This window comes from Pedobacter sp. NEAU-ZC8, from assembly GCF_059278965.1.
In genome coordinates this window covers 18,022-42,591 of the sequence record NZ_JCAJXC010000008.1, presented here as the reverse complement: position 1 = coordinate 42,591, position 24,570 = coordinate 18,022, and the positions used below count along the sequence as shown (strand labels likewise).

The 24,570-nt window shown below is 43.6% G+C and carries 23 protein-coding genes; 8 read left to right on the top strand and 15 right to left on the bottom strand.

Translation table 11 applies throughout. The annotated features are described in order from the left end of the window. Window positions 1-10 precede the first annotated feature (10 nt). The 7 genes from AC5WJX_RS08195 to AC5WJX_RS08165 form a co-directional block, all read right to left on the bottom strand. Window positions 11-583: a DapH/DapD/GlmU-related protein gene (locus AC5WJX_RS08195; protein WP_494484130.1), complete on the bottom strand. Its 573-nt coding sequence runs from the start codon at window positions 581-583 to the stop codon at window positions 11-13. Between the two features lie 147 nt (window positions 584-730). Beyond that, window positions 731-1,459 (bottom strand): peptidase associated/transthyretin-like domain-containing protein, encoded by a 729-nt coding sequence (locus tag AC5WJX_RS08190; protein ID WP_494484129.1) that lies wholly within the window; start codon window positions 1,457-1,459, stop codon window positions 731-733. Window positions 1,460-1,661: 202 nt separating this feature from the next. Further along, window positions 1,662-2,012, bottom strand: a complete 351-nt coding sequence (locus AC5WJX_RS08185; protein WP_494484128.1) for a DUF4180 domain-containing protein — start codon at window positions 2,010-2,012, stop codon at window positions 1,662-1,664. A 66-nt stretch (window positions 2,013-2,078) separates the two neighbouring features. Continuing rightward, window positions 2,079-3,566 carry a RagB/SusD family nutrient uptake outer membrane protein gene (locus tag AC5WJX_RS08180; protein WP_494484127.1) on the bottom strand — a complete coding sequence of 496 codons (1,488 nt, stop codon included), beginning with the start codon at window positions 3,564-3,566 and terminating at the stop codon, window positions 2,079-2,081. 12 nt (window positions 3,567-3,578) lie between these two features. After that, on the bottom strand, window positions 3,579-6,740 hold the full coding sequence (locus tag AC5WJX_RS08175; protein WP_494484126.1) for a SusC/RagA family TonB-linked outer membrane protein: 3,162 nt from the start codon (window positions 6,738-6,740) through the stop codon (window positions 3,579-3,581). 347 nt (window positions 6,741-7,087) lie between these two features. Further along, window positions 7,088-7,756, bottom strand: a complete 669-nt coding sequence (locus tag AC5WJX_RS08170) for a DUF2490 domain-containing protein (RefSeq protein WP_494484125.1) — start codon at window positions 7,754-7,756, stop codon at window positions 7,088-7,090. 7 nt (window positions 7,757-7,763) lie between these two features. Then, window positions 7,764-8,351: a hypothetical protein gene (locus AC5WJX_RS08165; protein WP_494484124.1), complete on the bottom strand. Its 588-nt coding sequence runs from the start codon at window positions 8,349-8,351 to the stop codon at window positions 7,764-7,766. A gap of 311 nt (window positions 8,352-8,662) precedes the next feature. On the opposite strand from AC5WJX_RS08165, the gene AC5WJX_RS08160 reads away from it, so the two are divergent. Next, entirely contained in the window at window positions 8,663-9,637 is a 975-nt protein-coding gene (locus tag AC5WJX_RS08160; protein WP_494484123.1) for a bifunctional helix-turn-helix transcriptional regulator/GNAT family N-acetyltransferase, read from the top strand. A 4-nt stretch (window positions 9,638-9,641) separates the two neighbouring features. Here the strand turns inward: AC5WJX_RS08160 and AC5WJX_RS08155 are convergent, their stop codons facing one another. Further along, a complete protein-coding gene (locus tag AC5WJX_RS08155; RefSeq protein ID WP_494484122.1) occupies window positions 9,642-10,667 on the bottom strand; it encodes an acyltransferase family protein in 1,026 nt (341 codons plus the stop codon). A 229-nt stretch (window positions 10,668-10,896) separates the two neighbouring features. Then, entirely contained in the window at window positions 10,897-11,421 is a 525-nt protein-coding gene (locus tag AC5WJX_RS08150; RefSeq protein WP_494484121.1) for a GNAT family N-acetyltransferase, read from the bottom strand. A gap of 78 nt (window positions 11,422-11,499) precedes the next feature. Here AC5WJX_RS08150 and AC5WJX_RS08145 point away from each other — a divergent pair, with 78 nt between their 5' ends. Then, window positions 11,500-12,057: an arylesterase gene (locus AC5WJX_RS08145; protein ID WP_494484120.1), complete on the top strand. Its 558-nt coding sequence runs from the start codon at window positions 11,500-11,502 to the stop codon at window positions 12,055-12,057. Here AC5WJX_RS08145 and AC5WJX_RS08140 read toward each other — a convergent pair. Beyond that, window positions 12,050-12,682 (bottom strand): DUF6266 family protein, encoded by a 633-nt coding sequence (locus AC5WJX_RS08140; RefSeq protein WP_494484119.1) that lies wholly within the window; start codon window positions 12,680-12,682, stop codon window positions 12,050-12,052. The genes AC5WJX_RS08145 and AC5WJX_RS08140 overlap by 8 nt on opposite strands. A gap of 343 nt (window positions 12,683-13,025) precedes the next feature. Here AC5WJX_RS08140 and AC5WJX_RS08135 point away from each other — a divergent pair, with 343 nt between their 5' ends. Next, window positions 13,026-15,446: a TonB-dependent siderophore receptor gene (locus AC5WJX_RS08135; RefSeq protein WP_494484118.1), complete on the top strand. Its 2,421-nt coding sequence runs from the start codon at window positions 13,026-13,028 to the stop codon at window positions 15,444-15,446. Window positions 15,447-15,543: 97 nt separating this feature from the next. Then, entirely contained in the window at window positions 15,544-16,857 is a 1,314-nt protein-coding gene (locus AC5WJX_RS08130; RefSeq protein ID WP_494484117.1) for a PepSY-associated TM helix domain-containing protein, read from the top strand. Window positions 16,858-16,862: 5 nt separating this feature from the next. On the opposite strand, the gene AC5WJX_RS08125 is transcribed toward AC5WJX_RS08130, so the two are convergent. The 4 genes from AC5WJX_RS08125 to AC5WJX_RS08110 form a co-directional block, all read right to left on the bottom strand. Then, window positions 16,863-17,369, bottom strand: a complete 507-nt coding sequence (locus AC5WJX_RS08125; RefSeq protein WP_494484116.1) for a DUF6438 domain-containing protein — start codon at window positions 17,367-17,369, stop codon at window positions 16,863-16,865. After that, window positions 17,318-17,809 (bottom strand): hypothetical protein, encoded by a 492-nt coding sequence (locus AC5WJX_RS08120; RefSeq protein ID WP_494484115.1) that lies wholly within the window; start codon window positions 17,807-17,809, stop codon window positions 17,318-17,320. Before AC5WJX_RS08120 ends, AC5WJX_RS08125 begins: the two co-directional genes overlap by 52 nt. Window positions 17,810-17,892: 83 nt before the next feature. Beyond that, on the bottom strand, window positions 17,893-18,051 hold the full coding sequence (locus AC5WJX_RS08115) for a hypothetical protein (RefSeq protein WP_494484114.1): 159 nt from the start codon (window positions 18,049-18,051) through the stop codon (window positions 17,893-17,895). Window positions 18,052-18,138: 87 nt separating this feature from the next. Beyond that, the gene (locus AC5WJX_RS08110) at window positions 18,139-18,513 is read right to left on the bottom strand and encodes a hypothetical protein (protein ID WP_494484113.1); all 375 of its coding nucleotides are present in this window, start codon (window positions 18,511-18,513) and stop codon (window positions 18,139-18,141) included. A gap of 165 nt (window positions 18,514-18,678) precedes the next feature. Between AC5WJX_RS08110 and AC5WJX_RS08105 the strand changes: the two genes are divergently transcribed. From AC5WJX_RS08105 to AC5WJX_RS08090, 4 genes are all read left to right on the top strand, one after another. After that, entirely contained in the window at window positions 18,679-20,322 is a 1,644-nt protein-coding gene (locus AC5WJX_RS08105; protein WP_494484112.1) for a carboxylesterase/lipase family protein, read from the top strand. Between the two features lie 45 nt (window positions 20,323-20,367). Beyond that, the gene (locus AC5WJX_RS08100) at window positions 20,368-21,057 is read left to right on the top strand and encodes a pseudouridine synthase (RefSeq protein WP_440431632.1); all 690 of its coding nucleotides are present in this window, start codon (window positions 20,368-20,370) and stop codon (window positions 21,055-21,057) included. Window positions 21,058-21,068: 11 nt separating this feature from the next. Next, window positions 21,069-22,334: an alkaline phosphatase family protein gene (locus AC5WJX_RS08095; protein ID WP_494484111.1), complete on the top strand. Its 1,266-nt coding sequence runs from the start codon at window positions 21,069-21,071 to the stop codon at window positions 22,332-22,334. 364 nt (window positions 22,335-22,698) lie between these two features. Beyond that, a complete protein-coding gene (locus AC5WJX_RS08090) occupies window positions 22,699-24,282 on the top strand; it encodes a S8 family peptidase (RefSeq protein ID WP_494484110.1) in 1,584 nt (527 codons plus the stop codon). Window positions 24,283-24,354: 72 nt separating this feature from the next. On the opposite strand, the gene AC5WJX_RS08085 is transcribed toward AC5WJX_RS08090, so the two are convergent. After that, window positions 24,355-24,540 (bottom strand): hypothetical protein, encoded by a 186-nt coding sequence (locus tag AC5WJX_RS08085; protein WP_440431638.1) that lies wholly within the window; start codon window positions 24,538-24,540, stop codon window positions 24,355-24,357. Between the last annotated feature and the right edge of the window lie 30 nt (window positions 24,541-24,570).

Here is a 24,570-nt window from a genome sequence, read left to right as displayed (position 1 = left end):
GGTTTAGCTGCTATATGGTTTTGATAATTCTTGCGGGTACTCCTGCCACAATGCTATTTGCGGGAACATCTTTGGATACTACAGCTCCTGCAGCTACCACGGCGTTTTCACCCACGGTTACCCCCGGCAATATTGTAGCTGCGGCCCCAATCCATGCATTTCGTTTAATTAGAATTGGCTTGGTAATTAATGCACTTCTGTCGCTTGGATCTAAGGGATGATTTTCGGTGATGAGATTTACCTTAGGACCAATCAGAACATGATCCTCGATCGTAATGCCCCCCATATCAAGAAAAGAACACGCATGATTGATAAATACGTTTTTTCCTATGGTGATGAATACCCCGAAGTTTGTATACAATGGGCCAAAAATCGTAGTGCTTTCATCTATGTTTGAACCAATGATATCCGAAAGGATCTCCCGGACAGCATTGGCGTTCGTAGCTGTATTCATCAATTGTGAGAGCCGAATGGTTCTATTTACAATTTCATAAATTTTGGCATATTCTGGATCGTTCAGCCGGATAGGTTCACCTGACCTTAATCGATCTAGAACCCCTTTCTGATTTGATGTTGTAGACATAGGCTGTAATTTGCCACAATATAATATATTTAACAGGAAGACACTGCTGTAAGTGGCTTTAGCTTATACATGATTTTAGCATACCAGTTTGGTTTGGATTGGATTGGGAAATAACCCAATAGACCTACTACATAACATGATTTACATTTATTTTTGCAAAGCCTGATCTTTTTTAAATTGCTCGAAAGAACGTTTGATATAGGCCAGCAGATCGTAATCCGACCATGCAGCCAGTTGTTCCGCCTTCGGGCGGAAGACGACTTTAAACTGCTCAAGTTCGATATCGCTCATATCTGGTAAAACAGACTTGATAATGTTGTCATTAAACCTTCGCGAAACCACCGTGTATTCAATCTCTCGTTTCGCAAATTTCTGAAGGCTTCTTGCTCTTTTAGCATCTTTGCTAAACAACTCGTAAAAAAAAGTAACCGGACTACCACCAAAGGGTGAAAGCAAATAGATTGGCGGTTTTCCTTTAAAAAAGATGCCTTTGTCCTTATAAGCATCCTCCATATCTTGTAGAGTGGATTTAACATTTTGGCCCTTTATGATCACTTCTGCCAATTCATTTATACGGGAAAGAAATACATGGTTCTCAGTCGTAAGATCTGGTATTAAGACCTTTTCCTGATAATTAACTTTACTTAATAGAATGGTATCCTTTGCTGAAGCAGCAACGATAAATCTGCCCAGCGAATCCGTGAACGTAGTTGCTTTTGTTGCCTTATTATATACCGCTACATGTCTTATCCCTGTGTTTGTACCACTTTCAAATACTACCCCTCGTACGCTGTTCACATGTTGAGCCAGGCAATTATCGGCTGTTATTAGCTGAACCATCATGAAAACTACTAAAGAACTTGTCCACAGCTTCATACGGCTATATGTTATGAAATATAAATGATCTTTATACGCCTATACATTCGAATCTACATTTCTCTTTTTACTGGGGAGAAAGTTTAACAATTTTTAGCCCTGCAAATACACGGATGGGGCTTGATCGGATATCATGTACATTGTTGGTGCTCCACATGATGAAAACGGAAAATTCATCGAAACGAGTTCAACGCTCTCCAGATCAATTCGCTAGTGCTTCAGCTCTGGAACTAACAAAGTTTACATGCTTGCCTTTATTACTTTCATAGACAAAGTCCTTGAAGCTTTTGGAAGTAAATGCTGTAAATTCACCAATGATAAACAGCTGTACCCGGTAGTTTGAAAACTTTTGGAGGATCTCACCCGCCATGCCAGTTTTTAGATCAAAGAACTCAGGCACTAGATGCTCTTCATACAAGATTACCTTGTCAAAGCCTTGATAATATAAATCGCCAAGCAGGTTTATCCCATCTTCAATGTTATTGATTATGGTGTCTTCTGAAATAACCTCTGCGATTTTGGAGTTGTTTATGATATAGCTTTCAACTTTCACTTGTGGTCGTATTATAAAAAAAGGGGCGAAACTGTTATTTTTCGCCCCTTTTTATGCTTAGAAAGATTATTCTCCCACCAATGGATTGGTGTTTCTCTCGTTAACTGGTATAGGGAATGTATAGCGAGGATCGGATACAGCAATAGTTTGTCCGGCAGCACCGATAGCTGGTAATGCTCTGTTCAACCTTGCGAGATCGTTATATCTATGGCCCTCACCAAGTAGTTCAATTCTGCGTTCCTTTAAGATCGTCTCGGTCAATGCAGTGCCGGCAAGAGGTCCAAATTCGTAGTTAGCATCAGAACGTTTGCGAACAGCATCCAGGAGTGCTCTTGCACGAGCAGGATTACCGCCAGGTGCAGCTTCAGCTTCAGCAACATTAAGTAACACTTCAGCATACCTGATCATAGGCACGAAATCGGTCCAGGGTGAAGGCGTATTGTACTTCTTCAGCACTGGTTGGGCAGTTAAACCAGAACCTGTAAATAACGCTGTGAATGCTACTTTACGAGCATCAGTCTCAGGCCAAAGCGGATCTGCATAAATTCCAGGAGTATTCTTATTCAATGGATAGATCAAGTTCGCACCTGAGAAGTTGTTGTAATAATAAGCCAATTGGTTTTGGGTTCCAGGAGCATTTGTTGCGGCCATTGGGAAGGAAAAGATTGATTCCGATACCGTGTACGGCGGGACATATAAGGAAGCAACATTAGTCGCTAAAGCATGGCCGGCACCAACGGTAGTCGAAAATGGTGCTGCCTGAGGAACAATTTTATTGCCTTCTTCTATCACTTTCGCATGGTTCGCCATTGCCAAATACACACGTGTTTTCAGCGCGATCGCAGTGTTTTTATGCGCTCTTGTTGTTTTCGCTAGGGCAGTAGTGTAGGTCGCAGGTAATTGGGCCTCCGCTTCGTCAAGATCTTTAAGGATCTGAGCATAGACTTCTGCGACTGTACTTGAAGCCAAAGCATTATTTGCAAGCGTGGTCTCGGGTCTCAATCTAAGTGGAAGGCCCCTTGATGCTCCTCCGTCCATTACGTAAGGTTTAGCGAATATCTGAACAAGTTGGAAGTACACCAGGGCTCTGATAAATTTAGCTTCTCCTAGTGCAGGATCGATAACAGTGGGTGCTAATCCGGCAAGATTAACTGTTAAGCCATCAATCGCTAAGTTGGCGCGGTTGATTGTAGAATATCCAACAGACCAAAAACTAGAGATGTAGGAGTTCGTAGCATCGTTAGTTGCCTGAAACACGTCGGCACCTGTTACATTGTTCGGATCTCTTAGTATGTACTCTTCTGCGCGAATGTCATTGTAAATCTGATAACGACCCCCAAAAAGAGATCCATTTTTTGCCGATGAATATAATCCAGTGATTACTTTATCAACACGCTGAGGCGTAGTATAAGCCTCTTCCTGTGGTAGCTCCAGCTCTGGCGCTTCAACTAGAAATTCTTTCTTACAAGAAGAAGCTAGTGCTGTAAGCATGATTGCAACGGCAGCAACTCTTACTGCCGGGAATCTATATTTTATTTTATGAAAAATTTTCATGTTGTATTTAAATTATAAGCTTAAACTAATTCCGAATGTGAATACCCTTCCCTGAGGAATACTATTTCTTTCAATTCCACTCGCTAAATTCGAATTTCCATTAGAAGAAATCTCAGGGTCAACACCGGAATATCCTGTGATAACGAAGGCGTTGTTCACTTGACCGTACACTCTCAAGCCGGAGATACCTGATGTACCAAAAATCGTTTTGGGTAATCTATATCCTAAAGTAGCTGTTTGTAGTCTTAGGAAATCTCCTTTTTCAATATTCTCTGAAATCAGGAAGGCAGATCCATTGGAAACGTTGTCGGTGTATACTGGAAAAGGAAGCGTACCTGATGTATTTGTCGGTGACCATGCATTAGTTACCACCTCCTGGAGATTGTTCCAGAATCTTTGATCCAGGAGACCTGCACGAGATCCGTTGTAAATGTAATTACCACCAGAGAAAGTGAAGTTTAAGGAAAGATCAAAGTTTTTGTAGGACATGTTATTGTTAAATCCACCATACCAGGTCGGTAAGGTGTTACCTAAAATTTGTTGCTGACTTGCAGGCGATGGTGCTGGTGATCCATCGTTAACATACGTATAACCGTTTCCAGCACTTTGGTGTAGGTATTGAATTTCCCGGCCCTCTCTATCAACAAATATACGTTGACCATTAACTGGGTTTATTCCGTTTGTTTTTACACCATAAATCTGTGCTGCAGAGTAGCCTGGTTTGGTAATGCTGGTTTGCTCTAAACCTGAGGTGCTGGTTAAAATTTGCTCAACCTGAGGGTCTAATGCCGTAACCATGTTTTTAATTGAAGTGAAATTCAACGTAGCTGTCCATTTGAACTCCGTATCACGGAAGATACCTGCATTCAAAGCGAACTCAAAACCTCTGTTGTACATGCTACCAACGTTGGAACGGATAGTTCCACCAGGGATACCTTTTGAAGGTGCTTGAGGAACTGCAAGAATCAGCCCGTCAATATTTTTATTGAAATAATCTACTTCCAGGGAGAACCGGTTTGCTAAGAAACCAATGTTGATCCCTACGTCTGTTTGCTTGCTGGTTTCCCATCCAAGATCTACGTTTCCAGCTCTATTGAAAACAAAGCCAGTACCATTTTCACCGTATAAGGTTGGATCATAGGTTGTAAAGTAGTTATATGCGCCAACAGCAGCATTACCAACCACACCATAGCTACCTCTGATGCGCAAATTGCTGATTATGGAGCTTAGAGAGGAGTTCTCAAAAAAGCCTTCCTTGGTAACTTCCCATCCCAATGAACCGCCGCCAAAATTACCCCATCTTTTTGCCTCAGCAAAACCTGAGTTACCATCTCTTCTGAAGTTTCCGCTGATGAAGTATTTATTGTCATAATTATAGTTAGCGATCGCCAAATAAGATGCTAGGGCAGTTGCGTCTATTCCGTTACCCGCGGCAGTATTGTTGATGAACTGACCTTGGAACTGTGTGTAAAAAGGATCAGATAAGGTTGTACGGTTTGCGCCCCAGTCATCCACTCTTGTACTTTGTGCTTCATTACCCGCAATCAGGGATACGTTATGAACGCCACCAAATACCTTATTGTAATTCAGGGTATTGATAAAGTTGCGGTTGTTTCTGCGGTTGTTATTGTTATAGGCACTTCCTGTAGTGCTGAATCCGTCACCCGACAGCGGATTCCAGAACCTGTAGTTCTCTGTGTTTCCGCGATCCCATGAAAACGAAGACTTTAAAAATAAACCTTCTGCTAGTTTTAGTTCTGCTCCTAAATTGGCTATTAATCGTGTTGTTTCCGAGGTATTTCTATCTCTATCGATTAAGACCGCCGGATTGGACCAGGTAGAGGAAATCAGGTTTGATCCATTTCCAATCGTACCACCAGTTGGATTTAAGTTATAAGAACCATCATCATTAAACGGCCTTAGGTTTGGTGATAAAGCGAATGCTAACCTGCCTAATCCTGAACTTGCAAATGCACCCCCATCAGTAGAACCACTGTTTGGGCTTTGATTAAAGGAGTTCGTATATGCCATGTTCATGGTTAGCTTTAAAAAACTAGTTGCCTGATGAGAAACATTGGCACGGCCAGTATACCTTTTGAAATTATTTCCTTTCAAAAATCCTTGCTGATCTGAAAGTCCTCCAGAAATAAAATAGGAAGTTTTTTCAGTTGCGCTACTTAAACTTACATTGTGATTCTGGGTGAACGCCTGGCGATAAACCACATCGTTCCAGTCCGTATCTACAGCAGTACCATCAGCTCGAAAATCCTGAAAAAAACTATTCCCGTCAGCATCGGTTGCCACTTGGGCGGTTGGATTAACCGACTTCAGATTTTTAATTGCTTGATTCTTGTAGGCAATGTATTCAGCTGCATTCATCACTTCAGGAAGCCTTACTGCATTGCTTACACCTGCCCAGCCATCATAATTAAGACGAGTTTCCCCTCTTTTGCCTTTTTTAGTGTTGATGATTAATACACCAGCTGCACCTCTGGAACCATAAATAGCAGTTGAGGCGGCATCTTTTAAGATGTCAATGCTCTCGATATCTTCTGGGTTGATGTCTCCAAGCGGGTTGTTAGCCGCTGAATTTTGGGAAGAATTCGATGTAGAAACCGGGATACCATCCACTACAACTAAAGGAAAGGAGGAAAGAGACAATGAACTTAATCCCCTAACACGAATTACAGGCGGGTTATTCAGCAATCCGTTCGGTTGAACAATACTTACACCGGTAGCCTGGCCAACTAAACCCTGTCCAAAACTTTGTACCGGTTTGTTAGCTATTTGCTCTGATGTAACAGTCGCTGAAGCGCCTGTAAAGCTTTTACGTTGAATGTTACCATAGCCGGTTACAACAACTTCAGTCAGGTCATTGGCATCCGAAACCAGTGCTACGTTCAAAGTGTTAGAACTTCCAACTGCTTTTGTTTGTAAAGCATAGCCAATGTAAGAAAACTCTAATGTTGTGGTTGAGCTAGGGACAGAAATGGAATATTTACCGTCTGCTGATGTCAGGGTTCCAGTTTTCGACCCTCTGATTTTCACTGTTGCCCCAGGGAGCGGTGTACCATCCGGGCTGGATGTAACTGTACCAGTGATTGTCCGGTTTTGCGCGACTGCCGTATGGGCAATACATAGCAAAATGAACAAGCTTTGTAGTAGTTTTTTCATAATTTAAGTTAAAGGTTAGTTAAAAGTTTTGTCATTTTAAATCAATATATAAACATTCAAGCGAAAAACTTCTAAGAATTTATTTTTAGTGATAATAGGTTTGAAAAAAACTTAAAAACCATAGAATGAGCGCATATCACCTGAATTCAGGTATAACTTTCGACGCCTAAAATCAGACTTGAATTTCGTCACAGATTAAGGCCGGTACTACATGGCCCCTTGGGTGAAAATTTAGTAATTCTTCATGATAGAAGCTATCTAATCACGAAAATATCCCTCATTATAGCCGGGTTGCTACATAGGAGGAAAATGGTGAATAAACTCAGCTTTTTTCCTTGGTGTAGGACTTAAAAGTTGTGGTAAAAACCAATGTTTAGAAAGAGTTTATGCTTCAAGGTCGTAAATACTTCTTCCATTCGATAGTCTGCTCCAGTCTCAATTCTATTATCCTCGCCGATGGTATAACCGACTACCGCTAGTCCACGGATCTCCATGTTTGTCTTTGACGACTGCAGAATACCAAAGTATTCATTGTTGAGCTTCAGGTAAAATTCGTTAGGATCTACCTGCAATCCGCTTAGTGGTTTTTCCCAGCTGGCCCGATAGCGCAGGCGAAATTGTACTGATTCGTCTTTTTCAAAAGTCTGGTCGGTTCTAAAGCGGTGACTCAGTCGTGAGCTGTAAAGTTTTTGGGTATAGGCATATTGTTGAATGAAACGGTGGATAAAATGCCCTCCTTCACGGCGGATCAGATAACCAAGTCCCAGGTCATTGGAAGAGTTGAGTGCTGTGTTCGCGACAACCTCCAGGTCCAGTCGCTCAAAAACCCGGTCGTTTTTACCATCGGGAAAAGGGTGTTGCTTCAAAAGCTGCCGACCCTCCAGCTTAGAATTAATTTTCCAGTCATTCGGCAGTTTGATGCTGGTGTTAATAACCGGTAGAATTCCAAATTGGTTCTGCGCGGAAGCCATTGAACTCACTAACGTTAATAGCGCAAGGATCAGGTAATATTTCATAGGAACATCAGAAAAGTAAGTGCGGCGTATCTTTTTGAATGATCTTTGATGTGCTGATAAGCGTTCCTTCGTCATCAACCAGCACTTCGTAGTCAGAAGTGCTTCTATCTTTATTGCCCCTGATAACCAGTTCATACCTGGTCGTGTACTTTTCCACAGGTTTCTTTTTAGCAAGAAGTTGCTGCAGGCTTGCATCCGGCCCGGTCCACTGGCGTTGCACTTTGTAGATTTTAATACGGGAAAAATCTGCTTCAAGTGTATTCATGATGGCTTGCTGGAGCTTTTCGGGTAAGGATTTGAACTTGATTAGTGTTTCAATGTCCTGAAGGTTTCCCCGCTCATCAAATTCTATACTGTAAATGGTACCATCCTGTTTAACTTTGGCTTCAATACTTTTACCTTTTTGGCTTTCTTCGGCATACCATCTGATCCGCTGTCCTTCAAATGCTTGGTTAACAAATTTCAAGGCCTGTTCAGCTACTTGTGCTGGTTTTATAGCGTATTCCCGCTCAATCTTTTGCTGCGCGAATGCTGGTTGAGGCAGCACAAAAAGTATAAGCGCGACCAGTCCAAGGTTGAATTGTAGTTTATTCATAAAGTATACTCGCATGCTCATTCCAAATTTTTAAGTAACAAATCGTTGCGACCGGAGGTAAGCTTTACGGCAATCAATAATGCCGGGCGCCCGCTTTCTTATTTCATCAACGTTGATAGGTGCCTAATGTTTTTGAATCTTGCTGCAAAAAGGGGTATTCAGCCTTGCAGTCGTGCTTATGAACGAAGGTTATGAACCTCATCTGAACTATCACTTACTTCCAGGTTTTTCAAAATTACCGCTGCTAATTTTGCATTTATTACACTAATGTCTAAATTTACGTAATCAGTTACGTAATCAATAGCACTACTATGAACTTTTATAAAGAAGCGGGCATCAAGGCCATTGGAAGTCGTTTAAGAATGCTCACAGATAAGATCACGGATGATGCCGCTGCCATATACAAGCTTTATGAAGTTGACATGCAGCCAAAGTGGTTTCCAGTATTCTATGCCTTGTCGAAGGGCGAAGAAAAGACGATCACAGGCATCGCGCAGGAGATTGGACATTCCCACCCTTCGGTAAGTAAGATCATTAGTGAGATGATCAAAGCGGGGGTGATTTTAGAAAGGAAAGATGATGCAGACGGTCGGAGGAACTTGGTGCGTCTCAGTAAAAAAGGCCAGGACATCATTGATAAGATTCGATACCAATACCATGATGTAGAGGAAGCAATTCAATCGATTTCGGCACAGGCCAGACATGATCTTTGGGCAGCAATAGAGGAGTGGGAGTATTTGTTGGACCAAAAATCTTTATTGCGCCGTGTAGGGGAGCAAAAGAAACAACGCGAAAGTGCCGGTGTAAAAATCGTAGACTATCAACCAGTTTACGCAGCTGCTTTTAAAGCACTGAATGCGGAATGGATATCGACTTACTTTAAAATGGAAGCGGTTGATTACAAATCTCTGGATGATCCGGAAGGCTATATACTCGATAAGGGTGGCTATATTCTTGTGGCTTTGCTTAACGATGAACCAGTGGGTGTTTGTGCGTTGATAAAGATGAATGACGGAGCACACGACTTCGAGCTGGCTAAAATGGCGGTTTCACCTGCGGCGCAAGGAAAGCGTATCGGCTGGTTGCTGGGCAACGCGGCTTTGGATAGAGCTGCTGAACTTGGCGCAAAAAAGGTTTATCTGGAAAGTAATACCATACTGGAGCCAGCCATCAACCTATATCACAAGCTCGGATTTGAAAAAATTGCAGGTCATCCAACGCCATACGAACGGTGCAACATCCAAATGGCCGTAGACATCAGCAATCGCATTTTCCTGGGGCGCTAAGTGCTCAACTGGCCTGTTTTTCGATCTTTATGGCTTCGCCGCTGTCCGGTTGCGCAGGACGGCCATTGCCATATTTGATGCGATTGGAGAGTATGGCTGCAGAGTTTTCTATGTAGCGCCAGAAAACCCAGGCAAATAGATAGCAAACTGCTGCGGCTGAAACAAACAAGACCCAATGGTAACTTGGTTGAAGATGTCGTTGAAACAGATTTATTAGTTTAACGCCTATTGGAAAGTGTATCAGGTAAATAGAATATGAAATCACCCCTGGGTGCTCCAAGGCGTGCGGGATGGCCTGCTTGTAGAACAAAATAATTAATATCGTTGTCGTCGCTACGCTGCAGGCAACCATGCCATAATAGTGGTAAGCAAATCCTATTGACAAGCTCAGCATGACCAATTCTATTATGCCACTATTTTGTTTTTTGTACAACAGAAATCCGAGAATTCCGATCACAAAAAACACTATAAAGCCCAAAAGATCGATGAAGGCGGCTGCTTCTGACTGGCTAAGCGCCAAAAGTATTGGTATACCAGCAATGAGGCAGTATTTTTTGAACGTCCTCAAAAGAGGAAAGAATAGCCCGATAAAAATGTAATATTGAGCTTCAACCTTCAGGGTCCAGAACACGGGATTGTCTGCCGGAATGTGGGCGTAAAAGAAGGAAAGGAATATGCTATGAGCATTTTCCGTGTATACCAGATGGCGGATACGATAGGAGGCGGCAGCAATTAGAAGTGTAAGTACCAAAGCTGCTAAATACGGCGGATGTAAACGTAACAATCTTTTAAAAAGAAATTGCAAGTAGTGCTTAATTGAATACTTCGCCCTGTCAAGGCTAAATGGAATAACGAATCCGGAAATTACGAAGAATATGTGCACTCCATAAACACCATATTCAGACAAAAAGCTAAAGAGCCAAGGGAAGGTAGTGCTGTTTACCAAGGGATCAGCAAAATGACTAAACATGACACTCAAAACCGCAATTCCGCGTAAGACTACCAAGCTTGAGACCGTTGATTTAGGCATGGGGCAGAAGAGAATATATTATTGAATGCACCAATATTGACATTGGTGGAAGCGACTTTTGCCTCTGGTATTAAGATAGGAAGAATAAGTCTATTATTATTGTCTGTCAGTAAATCATGAAAATCTGTAAAAGAACTGTGGTAAGTTTCACATATGTGCTGATTAACGAAACACTAAGAATCATACAACGCCAAGCTTACTAACTTGCTTGCCTTTATCAAAGCCAGTATCAGTCAACTAAGTCAGCCTTGCTGATCTCGTAAACATAATTCAGCTTTGGCAGCTCAGCAAAGTAGCTCACTTCCTGCTCGGCGATTTTAACCGCGCCTAACCTGCCAATCGATATTTGTGAGCGCAGGTTGGCTGCCCCTATATGGAAGTAAACTTTGGAAACATACTGAAAAGCATACTTCAACATCGATTTTTTCACGGTATGGTTTATACCCTTGCCCCAGCATTTCACAGCATAGAAGGTATACCCGATAAAGATACTGCTGTCCTGTTCGTTGAAGTCGTAAAACCTGGTGCTGCCCAGAATCTCTCCACTAACTTTGTCCAGGATTTTAAATGCACCTTTACTTTGCATTGCGCCTTCGAAAAAGTTACTGAATACTTCTTTTTTCCAGCGGTCTTTATTAGGGTGCTGCTCCCAAATTTCCGGATCTGAGGCAACAGCATACAAAGCTTCAAAGTCTGCACTTTCCAGTGGATACAGCGCAACTTGCCCGCTTTCGAGTATCGGTTGTATGTTCATATTTTCCACGCTTAGCTCCTGTAATATGCTAAATTGATTTTAAGCAAACATAATGTAGATTTATCAAGTTTAGGCTGCATGCATAATATTCTCTTTTTTGGTGACAGTCTTACCGCGGGCTATGGGCTTGCTAATGTCTCCGTAGAATCACTGCCTGCGTTATTGCAGGAGAAGATCAATGCTGCGGGCTTGGAATATAAGGTGATCAATGCAGGTGTTAGCGGCGAAACTTCTGCAGGGGGACATTCTCGTATCGACCTGTTGCTTGACCGGCCAATTGATGTGTTTGTGCTGGAGCTTGGGGCAAACGACATTCTTCGGGGCATCTCCCCACAAAGTACCGCGGCCAACCTGCAGGGCATCGTAGATAAGGTTAAAAAGCGCTACCCGGAAGCCAGGATGCTGCTGCTCGGCATGGAGCTGCCTGCCTGGATTCCGGGTACGCTTGTGGCGGATTTCAGAAGGATCTTCCGCCAGGTGGCACACGACAATAACATGGCCCTTGTGCCATTCATGCTGGACGGGGTAGCCGGCATCCGGCACCTGAACCTGCATGATGGCATTCATCCAACAGCTGCAGGCTATCGCATTATAGCAGATAAGATCTGGCCAGTGTTAAAGCGCCTCCTTAGTTGATCCTGCCTAGGTATAAACTGTTCGATACCTGGCTTCTGTCTTTGGAGATGAAAGCAATGAACACCTCCAACCTTTCCAGTAAGTAGGAGGGTTGCAGGGGTAGGAAATCCTCTGCCCGGCTTCGTTTCGCACCTGCGGTTTCAAAGATAGAGGTGTTCTGATCAGGCAGATAAGCCATCATCATCACCTGATCCTCTGCGGCTTCAAAATCACCCGCATTCCAGTTCCAGTTAAATCTCAGTCCATCCACTTCGGCAGATACCTGCGCTGCTTCCGGTGGGGCTGCATCTCCCACACTGAGCGACAAGGTATCGTATCGCAACTGCTGCAAGCCATCGTCTAATCCAATGAGGTTTAATCTGTTGATTGAGGTCGCCAGATTGTGATAGTTCAGGTCTGTGCCACGCGCAGCACTACTGAATCCCGCTTTTAGAAACGGCTTGATAGAACTGAATAAGGCCATAAGCGTTTTCATTCTTCCAGTGTTCTGTTTTTCTCCTGCGGTTGGTCCGGATTCCCGCTGACCGATCAGCCGAACCACATTTTTGCTGCCAAGTTGATAAAATACGAAATGCTTTAACTTTCCTCTTGCAGCACCCAGTACTCCATTGTTTGTTGTTCCCATTCTTTTAAGTTTTTATTTGGTGAATTATAAATCTATAAGAAAGATTTGGAGAATAGGGTGGCAGGGTGGCAGCCACCCTGTGCCACCGCCCGGCTCATGCAAGGTGTTGACAAGGCCTTGACCAGACTATAGCCTTGTCAAGGCCTTGTCAACGCCCTGTCAACCCCTTGTTAAAGCCTCGTTAAGGCAATGCTGATCCACTGTTTTACCACATTACTTATAAGCTTATCTTATTAATCTGTAACTAACCTGTTTCTTTATTTAAATAAATTCTAAATAAGGCTTGGAAATTGGAAAGACCTTTCTATTTTTGCCAAGCTTTAGAATTGATCTAAATAAAGAAATGAAGAAACTTTACACGTTATTACTTTTAAACTTCCTGTTTTTGAATACCCTGCTTGCACAAAACACTTCTGTAAAAGGAAAGGTGCAAAATGAAGCGGGCGTAGCTTTACAATCTGTTAACATCACTGTTGAAAAATCCAATGTAAGTAGCCGTACAGACGAATCCGGTAACTTCGAATTGCGGATTCCTGCTGGTAAATATACCTTCAAAGTAAAACTGATGGGTTACGAAACCCAGAGCACTAGTGTTGAAGTTCCTGCAGCTGGTACCCAGATCAACTTCACGTTAAAAGATGCAAAAAACGATCTGTCGGAGGTTGAAGTTTTCGGAACCAGCAACAAGCAGCAGGAAAAACTCGATGCCATCACCAGGTTGCCCTTAAAAGCTAGTGACCAGATTCAGAGTATATCGGTAATTTCAAACAAATTAATTGAACAACAAGGCGCATTAAGTGTAATCGAAGGGGTACGTAACGTACCAGGTGTATATACTTATGCAACATATGGTGGTGTTAGAGAAAGTATCTCCTCACGTGGTTTCCGTGGTATTCCAACCCTGAAAAATGGTGTTCGTGTAATGAGCGATTTCCGCGGTATGGGCTTCTCCTCTGATATGCAGGGGGTAGAAAGTATCCAGGTAATTAAGGGCGCTAGCTCAATCACCATGGGTGCTGCAACCGATCTTGGTGGCCCGGGTGGTATCGTGAACGTGGTAACAAAAACGCCTAAATTTGAAAACTCCGGAAATGTTTCCTTCCGTACCGGTAGCTGGGATCTTGTTCGTCCTACCTTTGATATCCAGCGTGTGGTAAATAAATCGAACACCCTTGCTGTACGCTTAAACGGTGCTTATGAAAATGGTGGTAAATTCCGCGACCACATGGGCAACGAATCTTTCTACATCAATCCTTCATTGGAATGGCGCCCGGATGCAAAAACAAGTTTGACTTTGGAGATGGATTACTTCAACGAGAAGCAGGCTGTTGATGCGGGTACCGTGAACCTTTCTGTAGGTAATAAAACCAACCAGATCTATGACCTTCCTTCAAACCGCTTTTTAGGTTTCGAATCTGATAAAACCGACACCAAACACAGTACATACACCGCGAGGTTGAAACGTGATCTATCAGATAAACTTTACCTGCGTGCAGCATTGTTCTATTCAAACTATGATAGTGACGCCATTAAAACCGGACTTGCTGCTGCTAGAGGCAACGGCATCAACGTGGATCAGGTAAATATATATAACCGCTCTATCGCACACAACAATGCCAGAGAAGATAAAAACACCGTGTTGCAATTAGACTTGATCGGTCAGAAAGTGCAAACCGGTAAGATCTCTCATACTTTCCAGGTAGGCGGTGATTTCAGATACTTAGATCTATATCAACCTACTTATAACAGTATCGCGGTAGACCAGATCAACGTTTTCGATCCTTCAACCGTAACGAATGTATTGCCAACAGGCATCAATCCTGCCTTTCAGTTAACCAATGAAGTACAATCTTATGACTACCGTTTTGGTATCACTATTCAGGATGTGATTCAGGTGACGGATTGGGCCAGAGCTTATGGTGGTGTTCGTTACAGTACCAACAAAACCCGCGATAATGGTGCATCCAGTGCAACCTCAAGCTTCTGGAATCCTTTAGCAGGGGTGATGTTTACCCTTAAGCCAGGTTTCAATGTTTTCGGATCGTACACCAATAGTACCAATCCAAGATCTGCATCTGTCGTGGATATCAATGGTGATCCATTGGGTGCTGAGCGTATTGATCAGATGGAAGCTGGTATCAAATCGGAATGGTTCAATGACCGTCTTCGTTTCAACCTGACTTTCTACAAGATCAACAACAAAGACATGAACCTTGAGGCTTTTAATGTTGATGAAAACGGCGTTGTACAATCGGCTGGCTATTACGTTAAAGGTGGTAATGATGAACGTAAAGGTATTGAAGTGGAGTTAACCGGTAAGATCCTACCGAATCTGGAAGTGGTAACGGGTTACGCTTACATCAACGCGCAGTTCAAAGATCATACGACTTTTGTTCCCGGATCTGCACCGAACAATACGCCTAAACATACATTCAACGCATATGCCAACTATACCTTCAGAAATAATGCTTTGAAAGGTCTGAACCTTGGTGCGGGCGTATATTACCTTGGTGAGCGTCCGTACAACGATTGGACTCAAGAAGGCGTGCAGTACCATGCCATTGATCCTAATACGGCACCATGGTTCAATAAAGCATATACCCTGGTAAACGTACAAGTAGGTTATCCAGTGACGAAAAACCTAAGCTTACGTGCTTTGATAAACAATATTTTTGACAACGTCGGTTATGATGCCTACCGTTCAAACTTTATAGACAGGATTGCGCCACGAAATATTTCAGGGGTGCTGAGTTATAGATTTTAAAGAATAGCCGTACATGATGGTAAAGGTATCCTCCACAAAGGGGGATATCTTTTTGCATAAAATATAAATCGCCAAACAGACATAAAAAAATAGCCAAATGAAAAAGAAGTACAGCTTTCGGAAGTTTTCAAATGACATCCATTTATGGTTAGGAATTGCCAGCGGCCTGGTGCTGTTCGTGGTCTGCCTGACAGGCACCATTCTGACCTTTGAAAAAGAGATCGTAGAATGGGCAGACTCGGAACGTTACCATGTTGAAGCAGCTGCTGGGGCAACAGTTATCCCGATTGATGAGTTGGTTGCCAAAACGGAAGCTGGCTTAAAGGGTAAGGTAACCGGTATTGAGATTCCGGCTAATCCAAATGCCGTTTACCGTTTCACCGTTCAGGAAAAGGGTCCTAAGGGCGGCAAACCGGAAGAAGGAAAAGGTGATCGCATGAAGAATGCAGAAGGTGGAGGTGTGAAGAAAGCTGAAGCTGGGCCGGGTGCAAAGGCTGAGGGTCCCAAAGGCGGCAAAGGTGGTGGCGGAAAAACCTATCTGGTGAATCCTTATAACGGCGACATTACCGGTACAACCAAAAGCGCAACTGCGGAATTCTTTTCGACCATGATGGGTTTGCACCGCTGGTTATTATTACAGGATAGTGGCGGTAAGATCATTGTGGGTGCTGCAACGATCATTTTCGTGTTCCTGGTACTTTCTGGCTTGGTACTGTGGTGGCCGATTAAGCTTCGTAACTGGAAGCAGGGCTTTCAGATCAAGTTCTCTGGAAACTGGAAACGGATTAACCATGACCTGCACAATACGCTTGGGTTTTACTCTTTTATCGTGCTGTTGATCATGGCGCTGACAGGACTTTGCTGGTCATTTGAATGGTATAAGACTGGTGTTAGCGAGGTGCTCGGCGACGAAGTATTCAAACAGCGTAGAGAGAAGCCGATGCCGTCTGATCCGATGAATGCTGGCAACGCTGCAAAACCAATGCTTGCTTCACTGATCTCAAGCGCAGATCAAAGCTTCCCTTATGAAGGTAATTACAGGTTGCGTTTTCCTGCAGATTCAGCAGGTTCATACGTGATCAACAAGAGCCGCTCTGGCTTCTTCGTGCTGACTGCAGCAGACAAGATCCAGTTCGAGCAATATACCGGAGCAGTACTAAAGACCGAGAAGTTCAGCGATAAACCTTTCAACGAGCAGGTGGCAAGCTCTGTACGTTCCTTACACCTGGGTGATATTTATGGTACTTTCTCTAAGATCATTTACTTTTTAGCCTGTCTGTTTGCAACCAGCTTACCGGTTACCGGTACAATTATCTGGATCAACAGGCTTAGGAAGAAAAACAAAAAACAGGCTGCTGGTAAACGCCGTGTTCAAAGGTTGCAACAGCACCAGGCTGCACCCAGCATCTAGATTACTTAAATCCGGATTATAGCGCTGTGTAAAAGGCTTCCCCATTCTTTGCCAAGCTTCATAAGCTTATCGTAAACTGCAGTTAAGCCAAAGGTTCCTTGCATGCCGTAGTCCCTTATGATCTTTTTTGATTGATCTTTAAAAGTAACGATCAATGTAGCGGTTTGATCGTCCGTCCAGTTTACTTGATAGTTGTTTCTCAGGTGCTTAACGTCAATATAATTGAGTAATTCAGCAAGTTCTTCAAAATGTTTCTTAGACAGTTTTTTATAGGATTTACCAATTTGGCTGGTGTATGCTAAACCTTCGTAATACGCTCTTCCATCTTTCAGGAGTTTCAACTTCTGCACAGGACAAGAGCCAAAACAGCCGCTTGTATTTATTTCGATAGACTCAATTTCATCAAGTGCAGGTCTACCTAGTTCGATAAAGCTGTTGAATTTGAAAACAAGCGTATCGACTACTTTGACTTCTTTATAGGCAAAAAGTTCTTTACTATCGTGATCCGGCACGGTTTTTTTTGGAATACTCTTAGGTAGTTTACGGAGTCCACTTTTATTGGCTTCACAAGCTCGCAGTCTTCAAACGTGTTTTTAGAGAATCTAAAAAGCTGAAAGTTGTCATTACCCATATCAACATAGGCCAATGCATCATAACCTGAATTGTGGCCGATGAAGATTAAGTCAGTAAGCCCATCATTCGTGATATCTGCTTTTTCCCAGTTCCTGATGTCCCAACTTTTAAATATGCCCTCGCAATTCAGATACTTTGCGGTGGTGTCTGCAGGCTTAAGTTCATAGTTTACAAAGCTCTTGGTTGCAAGATCAGCGTTTATGGACTTTAAAAATGTCTTCACATCCTCGTCGGTTTTCAAGCTGTCTATTCTATTGGAGAAAACCTGTTGGCTGAAAAGCATTAGAAACAGTAGGAGCAAGGTTGAGTAGCGGTTCATAAATCTTTTTTTTGAAGGTACTTGTTCCATTTCTGTAGAACAAGTAATTACAGCGCTCAGCTATGAATTGCTAGTCGGATTGCTTACATCGTGAGTACATATGGCTTTATAAAGATATCCCAGGCAAAACGCAGGATGGTTGCAGAGACAACCACAAGGAAGAAGATACGGATGAATTTGTTACCCTTCAACAAGGCAAGTTTGATCCCCAGAAACGATCCGCATAAATTGAAGATCGCCATGGAAATTGCAAAACAAAGGTGCGAAAAAAAAAATCCGGCTTCTGGGGCATTCTTGAAGCCGGATTAAGGTAACCTTAAAAAAAGATTTTATTCCTTCACCTTAGTAAAGGGTTCTTTGGTCCATGCACCTGCACGTTCAGGGCAGTCATCCGAAAGCGGTGTTAATAGCAATTGTTCTCCTTGTATGGCGTACTTCAGGGTAAAGGTTGAGCCCTCAGGGCAGACACTGTTTCCAGAGGTTTTCTTCAGTATGATCGTATCGCCACTGATCTTGTAAGTCATGGTTTCCACCAGTTCATTGCTTTCTGCTAAACTGACTTCAAATACGTCTGTCTTAAAATTTAAGTACATCGGCGTAGATTCTGGAACAGTCAAATTACCGGTCCATCTGGTATTGGCCAGCTGTGCATGTGCTAATACGCCAACGAACATGAACAGCATGAGTGTTACTAGACGTTTCATAACTTACTGGTTTGTAGCTCAATTTAATGAATTTGTATTGCACAAAAAACAACATAATTGTGCCATTTGTGAGAAAACTCAAGGACCATTAAACGGTTCTGAAAGAAATTTTTTAAATTGAACTCGCTCAGCACGCTGGGTATAAACAACCGATATAAACCTTTTATGAGAATAATTAACATGTTCATGTTCATCCAGCTGGCTATCGTTGGTCCGCTGGGTTTTGCGAATGCACAATCAGGCAAGACAGTACAAACCAAAGTTGCTAACGGCCTGCTGGAAGGTACAAGGGAAGCCTCGGGCGTAAAAAGCTTTAAAGGTGTTCCTTTTGCAAAACCACCCGTCGGAGAATTACGATGGAAAGCGCCGCAACCTGCCGAAAACTGGTCGGGTGTTAAAAAGGCGGACCAATTTTCAAAGAGTCCTATGCAAGCCAGGGTATTCGGCGACATGATGTTCCGCTCACCTGGCACCGGTGAAGACTGCCTCTACCTGAACGTCTGGACACCAGCAAAAACCATGAAGGAGAAACTACCGGTACTAGTATATTTTTATGGCGGCGGCTATGTGGCAGGTGATGGCTCTGAGGGGCGGTATGATGGCGAAGCTATGGCCAAAACGGGTGTCGTAAGTTTAACAGTTAACTATCGATTGGGTGTTTTCGGGTTTATGGCCCATCCTGAACTTTCCAGGGAAACGTCCTATAAAGGATCTGGAAACTATGGTTTACTAGATCAATATGCAGCATTGAAGTGGGTACGCGAAAATATCGCCGCTTTTGGTGGCGACCCGAACCGGGTAACGATTGCAGGTGAATCTGCAGGATCCATCTCCGTTTCGGCACAGATGGCTTCTCCGCTGTCAAAAGGTTTGATCGCAGGTGCTATCGGCGAAAGTGGAGCGATGATTAAACCGACACTTGCGCCATTGACATTGGAAGAAGCCGAAAAGAACGGACTTGCATTTGCGGAAAAAGTTAAAGCAGGTTCATTGGCCGAATTACGGGCGCTTTCTGCGGAAGAACTGTTGAAGGTCGCTTCCGGTCCAAATGGATTCCGTACTGCAGCAACCATTGACGGGTATTTTCTGCCGAAAACCTTGAACGAAATATTTGAAGCTGGCGAACAGGCCAAAGTGCCACTGCTTGCAGGCTGGAATTCTGCTGAAATGCCTTATCAGGCTTTTATGCGCGCGGAGAAACCTACTCCGGAAGCTTATGCGAAAAGAGTAAAAGAAGACTTCCCGGAGCAGGCGGAGCAGGTACTTAAACTGTATCCGGGGAGCAACGAAGCGGAGGTGATTAAGTGTGCCACTGCTTTGGCCAGTGACCGGTTCATCGCATACAGCACCTGGAAATGGCTGGACCTGCATGCGAAAACCGCTGCTAAGCCAACTTATCGCTATCTGTTCTCGAAATCCAAGCCACCAATGACTAAAGATTTCGCCAATGCGACAACAGGTTTGGCAGGCGGCGTAACCAAAGCGGATGATCAGAAAGCGCCTGCCCCGGCCGCACCGATATCGCAGGGTGCACCCCATGCTTTTGAAATTGAATATGCTATGGGTAACCTGGACAAAAATCCGGTTTATGCCTGGACACAGGAGGATCATCAGATCTCTAAGACCATGCTGACTTATTTTTCAAACTTCATCAAAACTGGTGATCCGAATGGTTCCGGACTTCCGAAATGGGCGCCGATCAGCAAGCCGGAATCCGCTACCTTCTTGAATATCGGTCCGAAAACTCAATCTGAAAAGGCAACTGATCTGCAGCGCTACCGCTTTATGGATCAGCTATATTCGAAATAGGCAGGATAATAACGTTTCGGGTGTTATCTTTGCAAAAAACTTAGAATGCTCGAAATTATCTATCAGGATGAACACCTGATTGCCATAAATAAACCGCACGGACTGCTGGTTCACCGGTCATTCATCGCAAATGATGCAAAGGAATTTGCATTGCAGATGTTGCGTGACCAGGTGAACCGTCGCGTAAGTCCGGTGCACCGCCTGGATAGAAAGACCTCCGGGCTGCTCCTATTCGCATTTGATAAAGAGGTGGAAGTTGCCCTGCACAAGCAGTTTCAGGAGGGCGCCATTCGAAAAAAGTATATGGCCATATTGCGTGGTTACGCGCCCGATAGTATGGACATTGACTACCCGCTGGTGAAGGAAAATGGCGCCATTCAGGATGCTTTCACCTCTTTTGTAACGGTGAAGCGGGCTGAACTTGATGTTCCGCTGGGTAAACACCCTACCTCAAGATATTCCTTGGTTGAGGCTACACCAACCACCGGCAGAATGCATCAGCTGCGTAAACACTTTGCGCATATCTGTTACCCGATCATTGGTGACCGTAAACATGGCTGCAACAAACAAAACCGTTTCTTTAAAACGCAGTGGGACATGACCACCATGTTGCTGCATGCTTCGGAGCTGGACCTGATACATCCGGTTACCGGCGAACAGTTGATCCTAAAAGCGGGCTTTCATCCTGAATTCAGTAGGATGATGACGCTTATGGGCTGGAATGAACACGAATGATCCATATGAATATGATTTCTAATTTAGTTAAACGTATGCTGTTCATCGCAGTGATGGCAGCACCTTTAATGGTACAGGCACAAGGGGATTTTCCTCAGCGCATTGTTGCAGATCGGCAGAACTCGGTGGCGCAACAGCAAAAACCTTATGTGATCCTGATCTCTGCGGATGGTTTTCGCCATGATTATGCGAAGAAATACCAGCCGGAACATTTGCTAAAGCTAAGTGCTGCGGGCGTACAGGCGGAAAGTATGATCCCGAGTTATCCAACGCTTACCTTTCCCAATCATTATACCCTGGTGACGGGACTTTACCCTGCACATCATGGATTGGTTAACAACACTTTCTACGACAAAGCCCGAAATGATCGATATAGTATGTCTGCAAAGGCTAAGGTGCAGGATGGCAGCTGGTATGGGGGCACACCGCTTTGGGTACTTGCGGAACAGCAGCAAATGGTGTCTGCCAGTTTTTTCTGGGTTGGTTCGGAAGCGGATGTGAAAGGGGTACGTCCGACCTATAGCTACGATTTTACGGAGAAATTCCCAATGAAGGAACGTATACAGGTGGTTAAAGACTGGTTGAACCTCCCCGAAGAGAAAAGGCCACACCTGATTACCTTCTACATCTCCGAACCTGATCACTCTGGGCATGACCATGGTCCGGAATCTCCAGAAGCGGCTGAAGCGGTGAAAATGGTTGATCAAGCCATATTTGAGTTGACAGAGGTCGTAAAAACAACCGGACTGCCTGTAAACTTTATTTTCCTTTCAGATCACGGTATGACCGCGGTGGATCGGGAACACCCGCTCAGGCTGCCAAAAAGTATAGATCCGGAGAAATTTGTGGTGCCTACATCAGGTACCACGGTGAGTATCCATGCTAAAAACAGTGCCGACATCAAACCGCTGTACAAGCAGCTAAAGAAAGAGGCTGTGGACTATGAAGTGTATCTGAAAAGCAAGATGCCGAAGAAGTTCCACTATGGTGCTAAGGACGACCGGTTTGATCGTATTGGCGACATCGTGCTGATCCCAACATGGCCACGGGTATTCTCCAGCAGAACACCAAGCCCGGGGCAACATGGATTTGACCCTGCAAGAGTTAAAGATATGCATGCAACCTTCTTCGCATGGGGTCCTGCTTTTAAGTCTGGTTTAAAGATCCCATCTTTTGAAAATATAAACGTGTACCCATTGATCACAGAAATACTTGGCTTGGAATACACCGAGAAGATCGATGGTAAGAAAAAGGTGCTTGAGGACATTCTGAAGTAGCGCATGAGCCAGGTAACAAGCATTTAACATTTTTTAACATCTACAACATTAGACCTTTTAAGAAAGCTATAGTCCTATAGACAACACACCGCAAGAATCCCTGGGTATTCTCAGATCTCGCTGGGTTGATTGAGCATACCGTTTGACATCGGTAGGTGGATAGGTTAGGTTAGGTGAGGCCGGAGCAGGAATGTTCCGGCCTTTTTCTGAAAGGTGTTTGTCTTTTGACCAATTTAATGTTTAAGTCGGCTATATTTGAAATCCTGATGTTGCGTTAGTAGGAGCATGTTATGCTTCTCTGCTTGTGGAAACAATCCATGTAGGTAACTGAGCAGCATCGAATAAGAACAATTTAAGTAAAACTATGATTAACAGATTTTTTACCGGAAGAATGCGGCTGATTGTTGCCCTGTCGTTTTTCCCATTTTTTACATTTGCACAGAAGTCAAACTGGCAAAACCTGGATCTTAAAACAGATTCTGTATTCGGTATCAGTACAGAGCGTGCTTACAAAGAACTGCTAAAAGGCAAGAAAGCTACACCTGTGATTGTCGGCGTATTGGACGGGGGTGTAGACATTACCCATGAGGACCTGAAAAGCGTATTGTGGGTAAACAAAAAAGAGAAGCCAGGCAATGGCATTGACGATGACAAGAACGGTTATAAGGATGATGTAAACGGATGGAACTTCCTGGGTTCTGAAAAAGGCTCCATTGAATTTGAAACCCTTGAACTTACCCGTTTGCTTCGCCGAGACATGAAGAAATTCGAGAACGTATCTGAAGTTGCTAAAGAAGATGAAGCGGCCTACGCCCAGTATAAAGCCATGAAGGCTGATTTTGACAAGCAGGTTGCTGAAGCTAAAGAAAGTCTTGCCGGTATCGAGGGTTTCAAATTTGTATTGAACAGCGTTGTTAAGAAAATTGGAAAAGCGGAGCCTACTGCTGCAGACTTTGAGCAGTACAAGGCAGAAAATGAGATGGAAACCCGCTTGAAATCCGTTATGGTGAATGCTTTGAAAGAGGATAGCTACAAGGATTTCTATAAAAATCAGATCCAGAAAGGTGTTGACCACTATGACGAAATGTTGAAGTATAACCTGAACCTGGAATATGATCCAAGAGCAGAACTTGTTGGTGATGATTATGCCAACGGCCGCGAAAGATCATACGGTAACAACGACGTCAAAGGTCCTGATGCAAGTCATGGTACCCACGTTGCTGGTATTGTTGCTGCAGATAGGACCAATAACATCGGTATCAAAGGTGTAGCGGATAAGGTGTTGATCATGGGTGTGCGTGCAGTACCAGGTGGCGATGAGCGTGATAAGGACGTAGCCAACTCGATCCGCTATGCGGTAGACAATGGCGCCAAAGTCATCAACATGAGCTTTGGTAAAGCCTATTCATGGGACAAGGAATTGGTTGATGAAGCAGTAAAATACGCGATGTCTAAGGACGTGCTGCTTGTTCACGCTGCCGGAAATGATAACAAGAATACCGATGTGGAGGTAAACTATCCAAATCGCAACTACCTTTCAGGTGGTGTTGCAGGTGCTTATCTTTCCGTAGGTGCTTCAACTCCAACAAATGATGAATCCTTAAAGGCTGATTTCTCGAACTATGGAAAAACATCGGTAGACGTTTTTGCACCAGGTTATCAGATCAATTCGACCATCCCGGATGGAAATGCTTATGCGAAGTTTAATGGAACCAGTATGGCTGCACCCGTTGTAGCAGGATTAGCCGCAACCATCCGTTCGTACTATCCGAAATTAACAGCTTTACAGGTAAAAGAGATCATTATGAAATCTGTTGAGAAAGTTAATCACCCGGTAACGGTAATGGTTGATGAAGCGCCGGTATCTATGCCTTTCTCTGATCTGTGTGTAACGGGAGGTATTGTAAACGCTTACAATGCACTGAAACTCGCAGCAACCTATAAATAAGTACTGTATTTAGGATCAGGAAGCTGATCCTTTCAATCCCCTGTGTCAGATTGTTATTGATGATGCAGGGGATTATTTTTTGTCCTCCTCAAACTTGATAAACTCCCAGACTGCTTTTTTTCGCTTATACCAAACCTTGTAGCTCTGGCTTGGCGGTATGGTGAAATGGAAGGTCAGTTCTGTCTCATTAGAGTCCTTCGGGAGGAAGCTGGATAACAGCGCATCTGCTATGTTCTTGATTTGTTCTTCGGTATGCATATGAAAAGTAAATGTACAGGCTGATGTTGT

Bases quoted from the DNA above. Each gene is read 5' to 3' on its own strand.
- AC5WJX_RS08195 (WP_494484130.1), bottom strand. From the start codon at position 583: ATGTCTACAACATCAAATCAGAAAGGGGTTCTAGATCGATTAAGGTCA.
- AC5WJX_RS08190 (WP_494484129.1), bottom strand. From the start codon at position 1,459: ATGAAGCTGTGGACAAGTTCTTTAGTAGTTTTCATGATGGTTCAGCTA.
- AC5WJX_RS08180 (WP_494484127.1), bottom strand. From the start codon at position 3,566: ATGAAAATTTTTCATAAAATAAAATATAGATTCCCGGCAGTAAGAGTT.
- AC5WJX_RS08175 (WP_494484126.1), bottom strand. From the start codon at position 6,740: ATGAAAAAACTACTACAAAGCTTGTTCATTTTGCTATGTATTGCCCAT.
- AC5WJX_RS08170 (WP_494484125.1), bottom strand. From the start codon at position 7,756: ATGAAATATTACCTGATCCTTGCGCTATTAACGTTAGTGAGTTCAATG.
- AC5WJX_RS08165 (WP_494484124.1), bottom strand. From the start codon at position 8,351: ATGAATAAACTACAATTCAACCTTGGACTGGTCGCGCTTATACTTTTT.
- AC5WJX_RS08160 (WP_494484123.1), top strand. From the start codon at position 8,663: ATGAACTTTTATAAAGAAGCGGGCATCAAGGCCATTGGAAGTCGTTTA.
- AC5WJX_RS08155 (WP_494484122.1), bottom strand. From the start codon at position 10,667: ATGCCTAAATCAACGGTCTCAAGCTTGGTAGTCTTACGCGGAATTGCG.
- AC5WJX_RS08150 (WP_494484121.1), bottom strand. From the start codon at position 11,421: ATGAACATACAACCGATACTCGAAAGCGGGCAAGTTGCGCTGTATCCA.
- AC5WJX_RS08145 (WP_494484120.1), top strand. From the start codon at position 11,500: ATGCATAATATTCTCTTTTTTGGTGACAGTCTTACCGCGGGCTATGGG.
- AC5WJX_RS08140 (WP_494484119.1), bottom strand. From the start codon at position 12,682: ATGGGAACAACAAACAATGGAGTACTGGGTGCTGCAAGAGGAAAGTTA.
- AC5WJX_RS08135 (WP_494484118.1), top strand. From the start codon at position 13,026: ATGAAGAAACTTTACACGTTATTACTTTTAAACTTCCTGTTTTTGAAT.
- AC5WJX_RS08130 (WP_494484117.1), top strand. From the start codon at position 15,544: ATGAAAAAGAAGTACAGCTTTCGGAAGTTTTCAAATGACATCCATTTA.
- AC5WJX_RS08120 (WP_494484115.1), bottom strand. From the start codon at position 17,809: ATGAACCGCTACTCAACCTTGCTCCTACTGTTTCTAATGCTTTTCAGC.
- AC5WJX_RS08115 (WP_494484114.1), bottom strand. From the start codon at position 18,051: ATGGCGATCTTCAATTTATGCGGATCGTTTCTGGGGATCAAACTTGCC.
- AC5WJX_RS08110 (WP_494484113.1), bottom strand. From the start codon at position 18,513: ATGAAACGTCTAGTAACACTCATGCTGTTCATGTTCGTTGGCGTATTA.
- AC5WJX_RS08105 (WP_494484112.1), top strand. From the start codon at position 18,679: ATGAGAATAATTAACATGTTCATGTTCATCCAGCTGGCTATCGTTGGT.
- AC5WJX_RS08100 (WP_440431632.1), top strand. From the start codon at position 20,368: ATGCTCGAAATTATCTATCAGGATGAACACCTGATTGCCATAAATAAA.
- AC5WJX_RS08095 (WP_494484111.1), top strand. From the start codon at position 21,069: ATGATTTCTAATTTAGTTAAACGTATGCTGTTCATCGCAGTGATGGCA.
- AC5WJX_RS08090 (WP_494484110.1), top strand. From the start codon at position 22,699: ATGATTAACAGATTTTTTACCGGAAGAATGCGGCTGATTGTTGCCCTG.
- AC5WJX_RS08085 (WP_440431638.1), bottom strand. From the start codon at position 24,540: ATGCATACCGAAGAACAAATCAAGAACATAGCAGATGCGCTGTTATCC.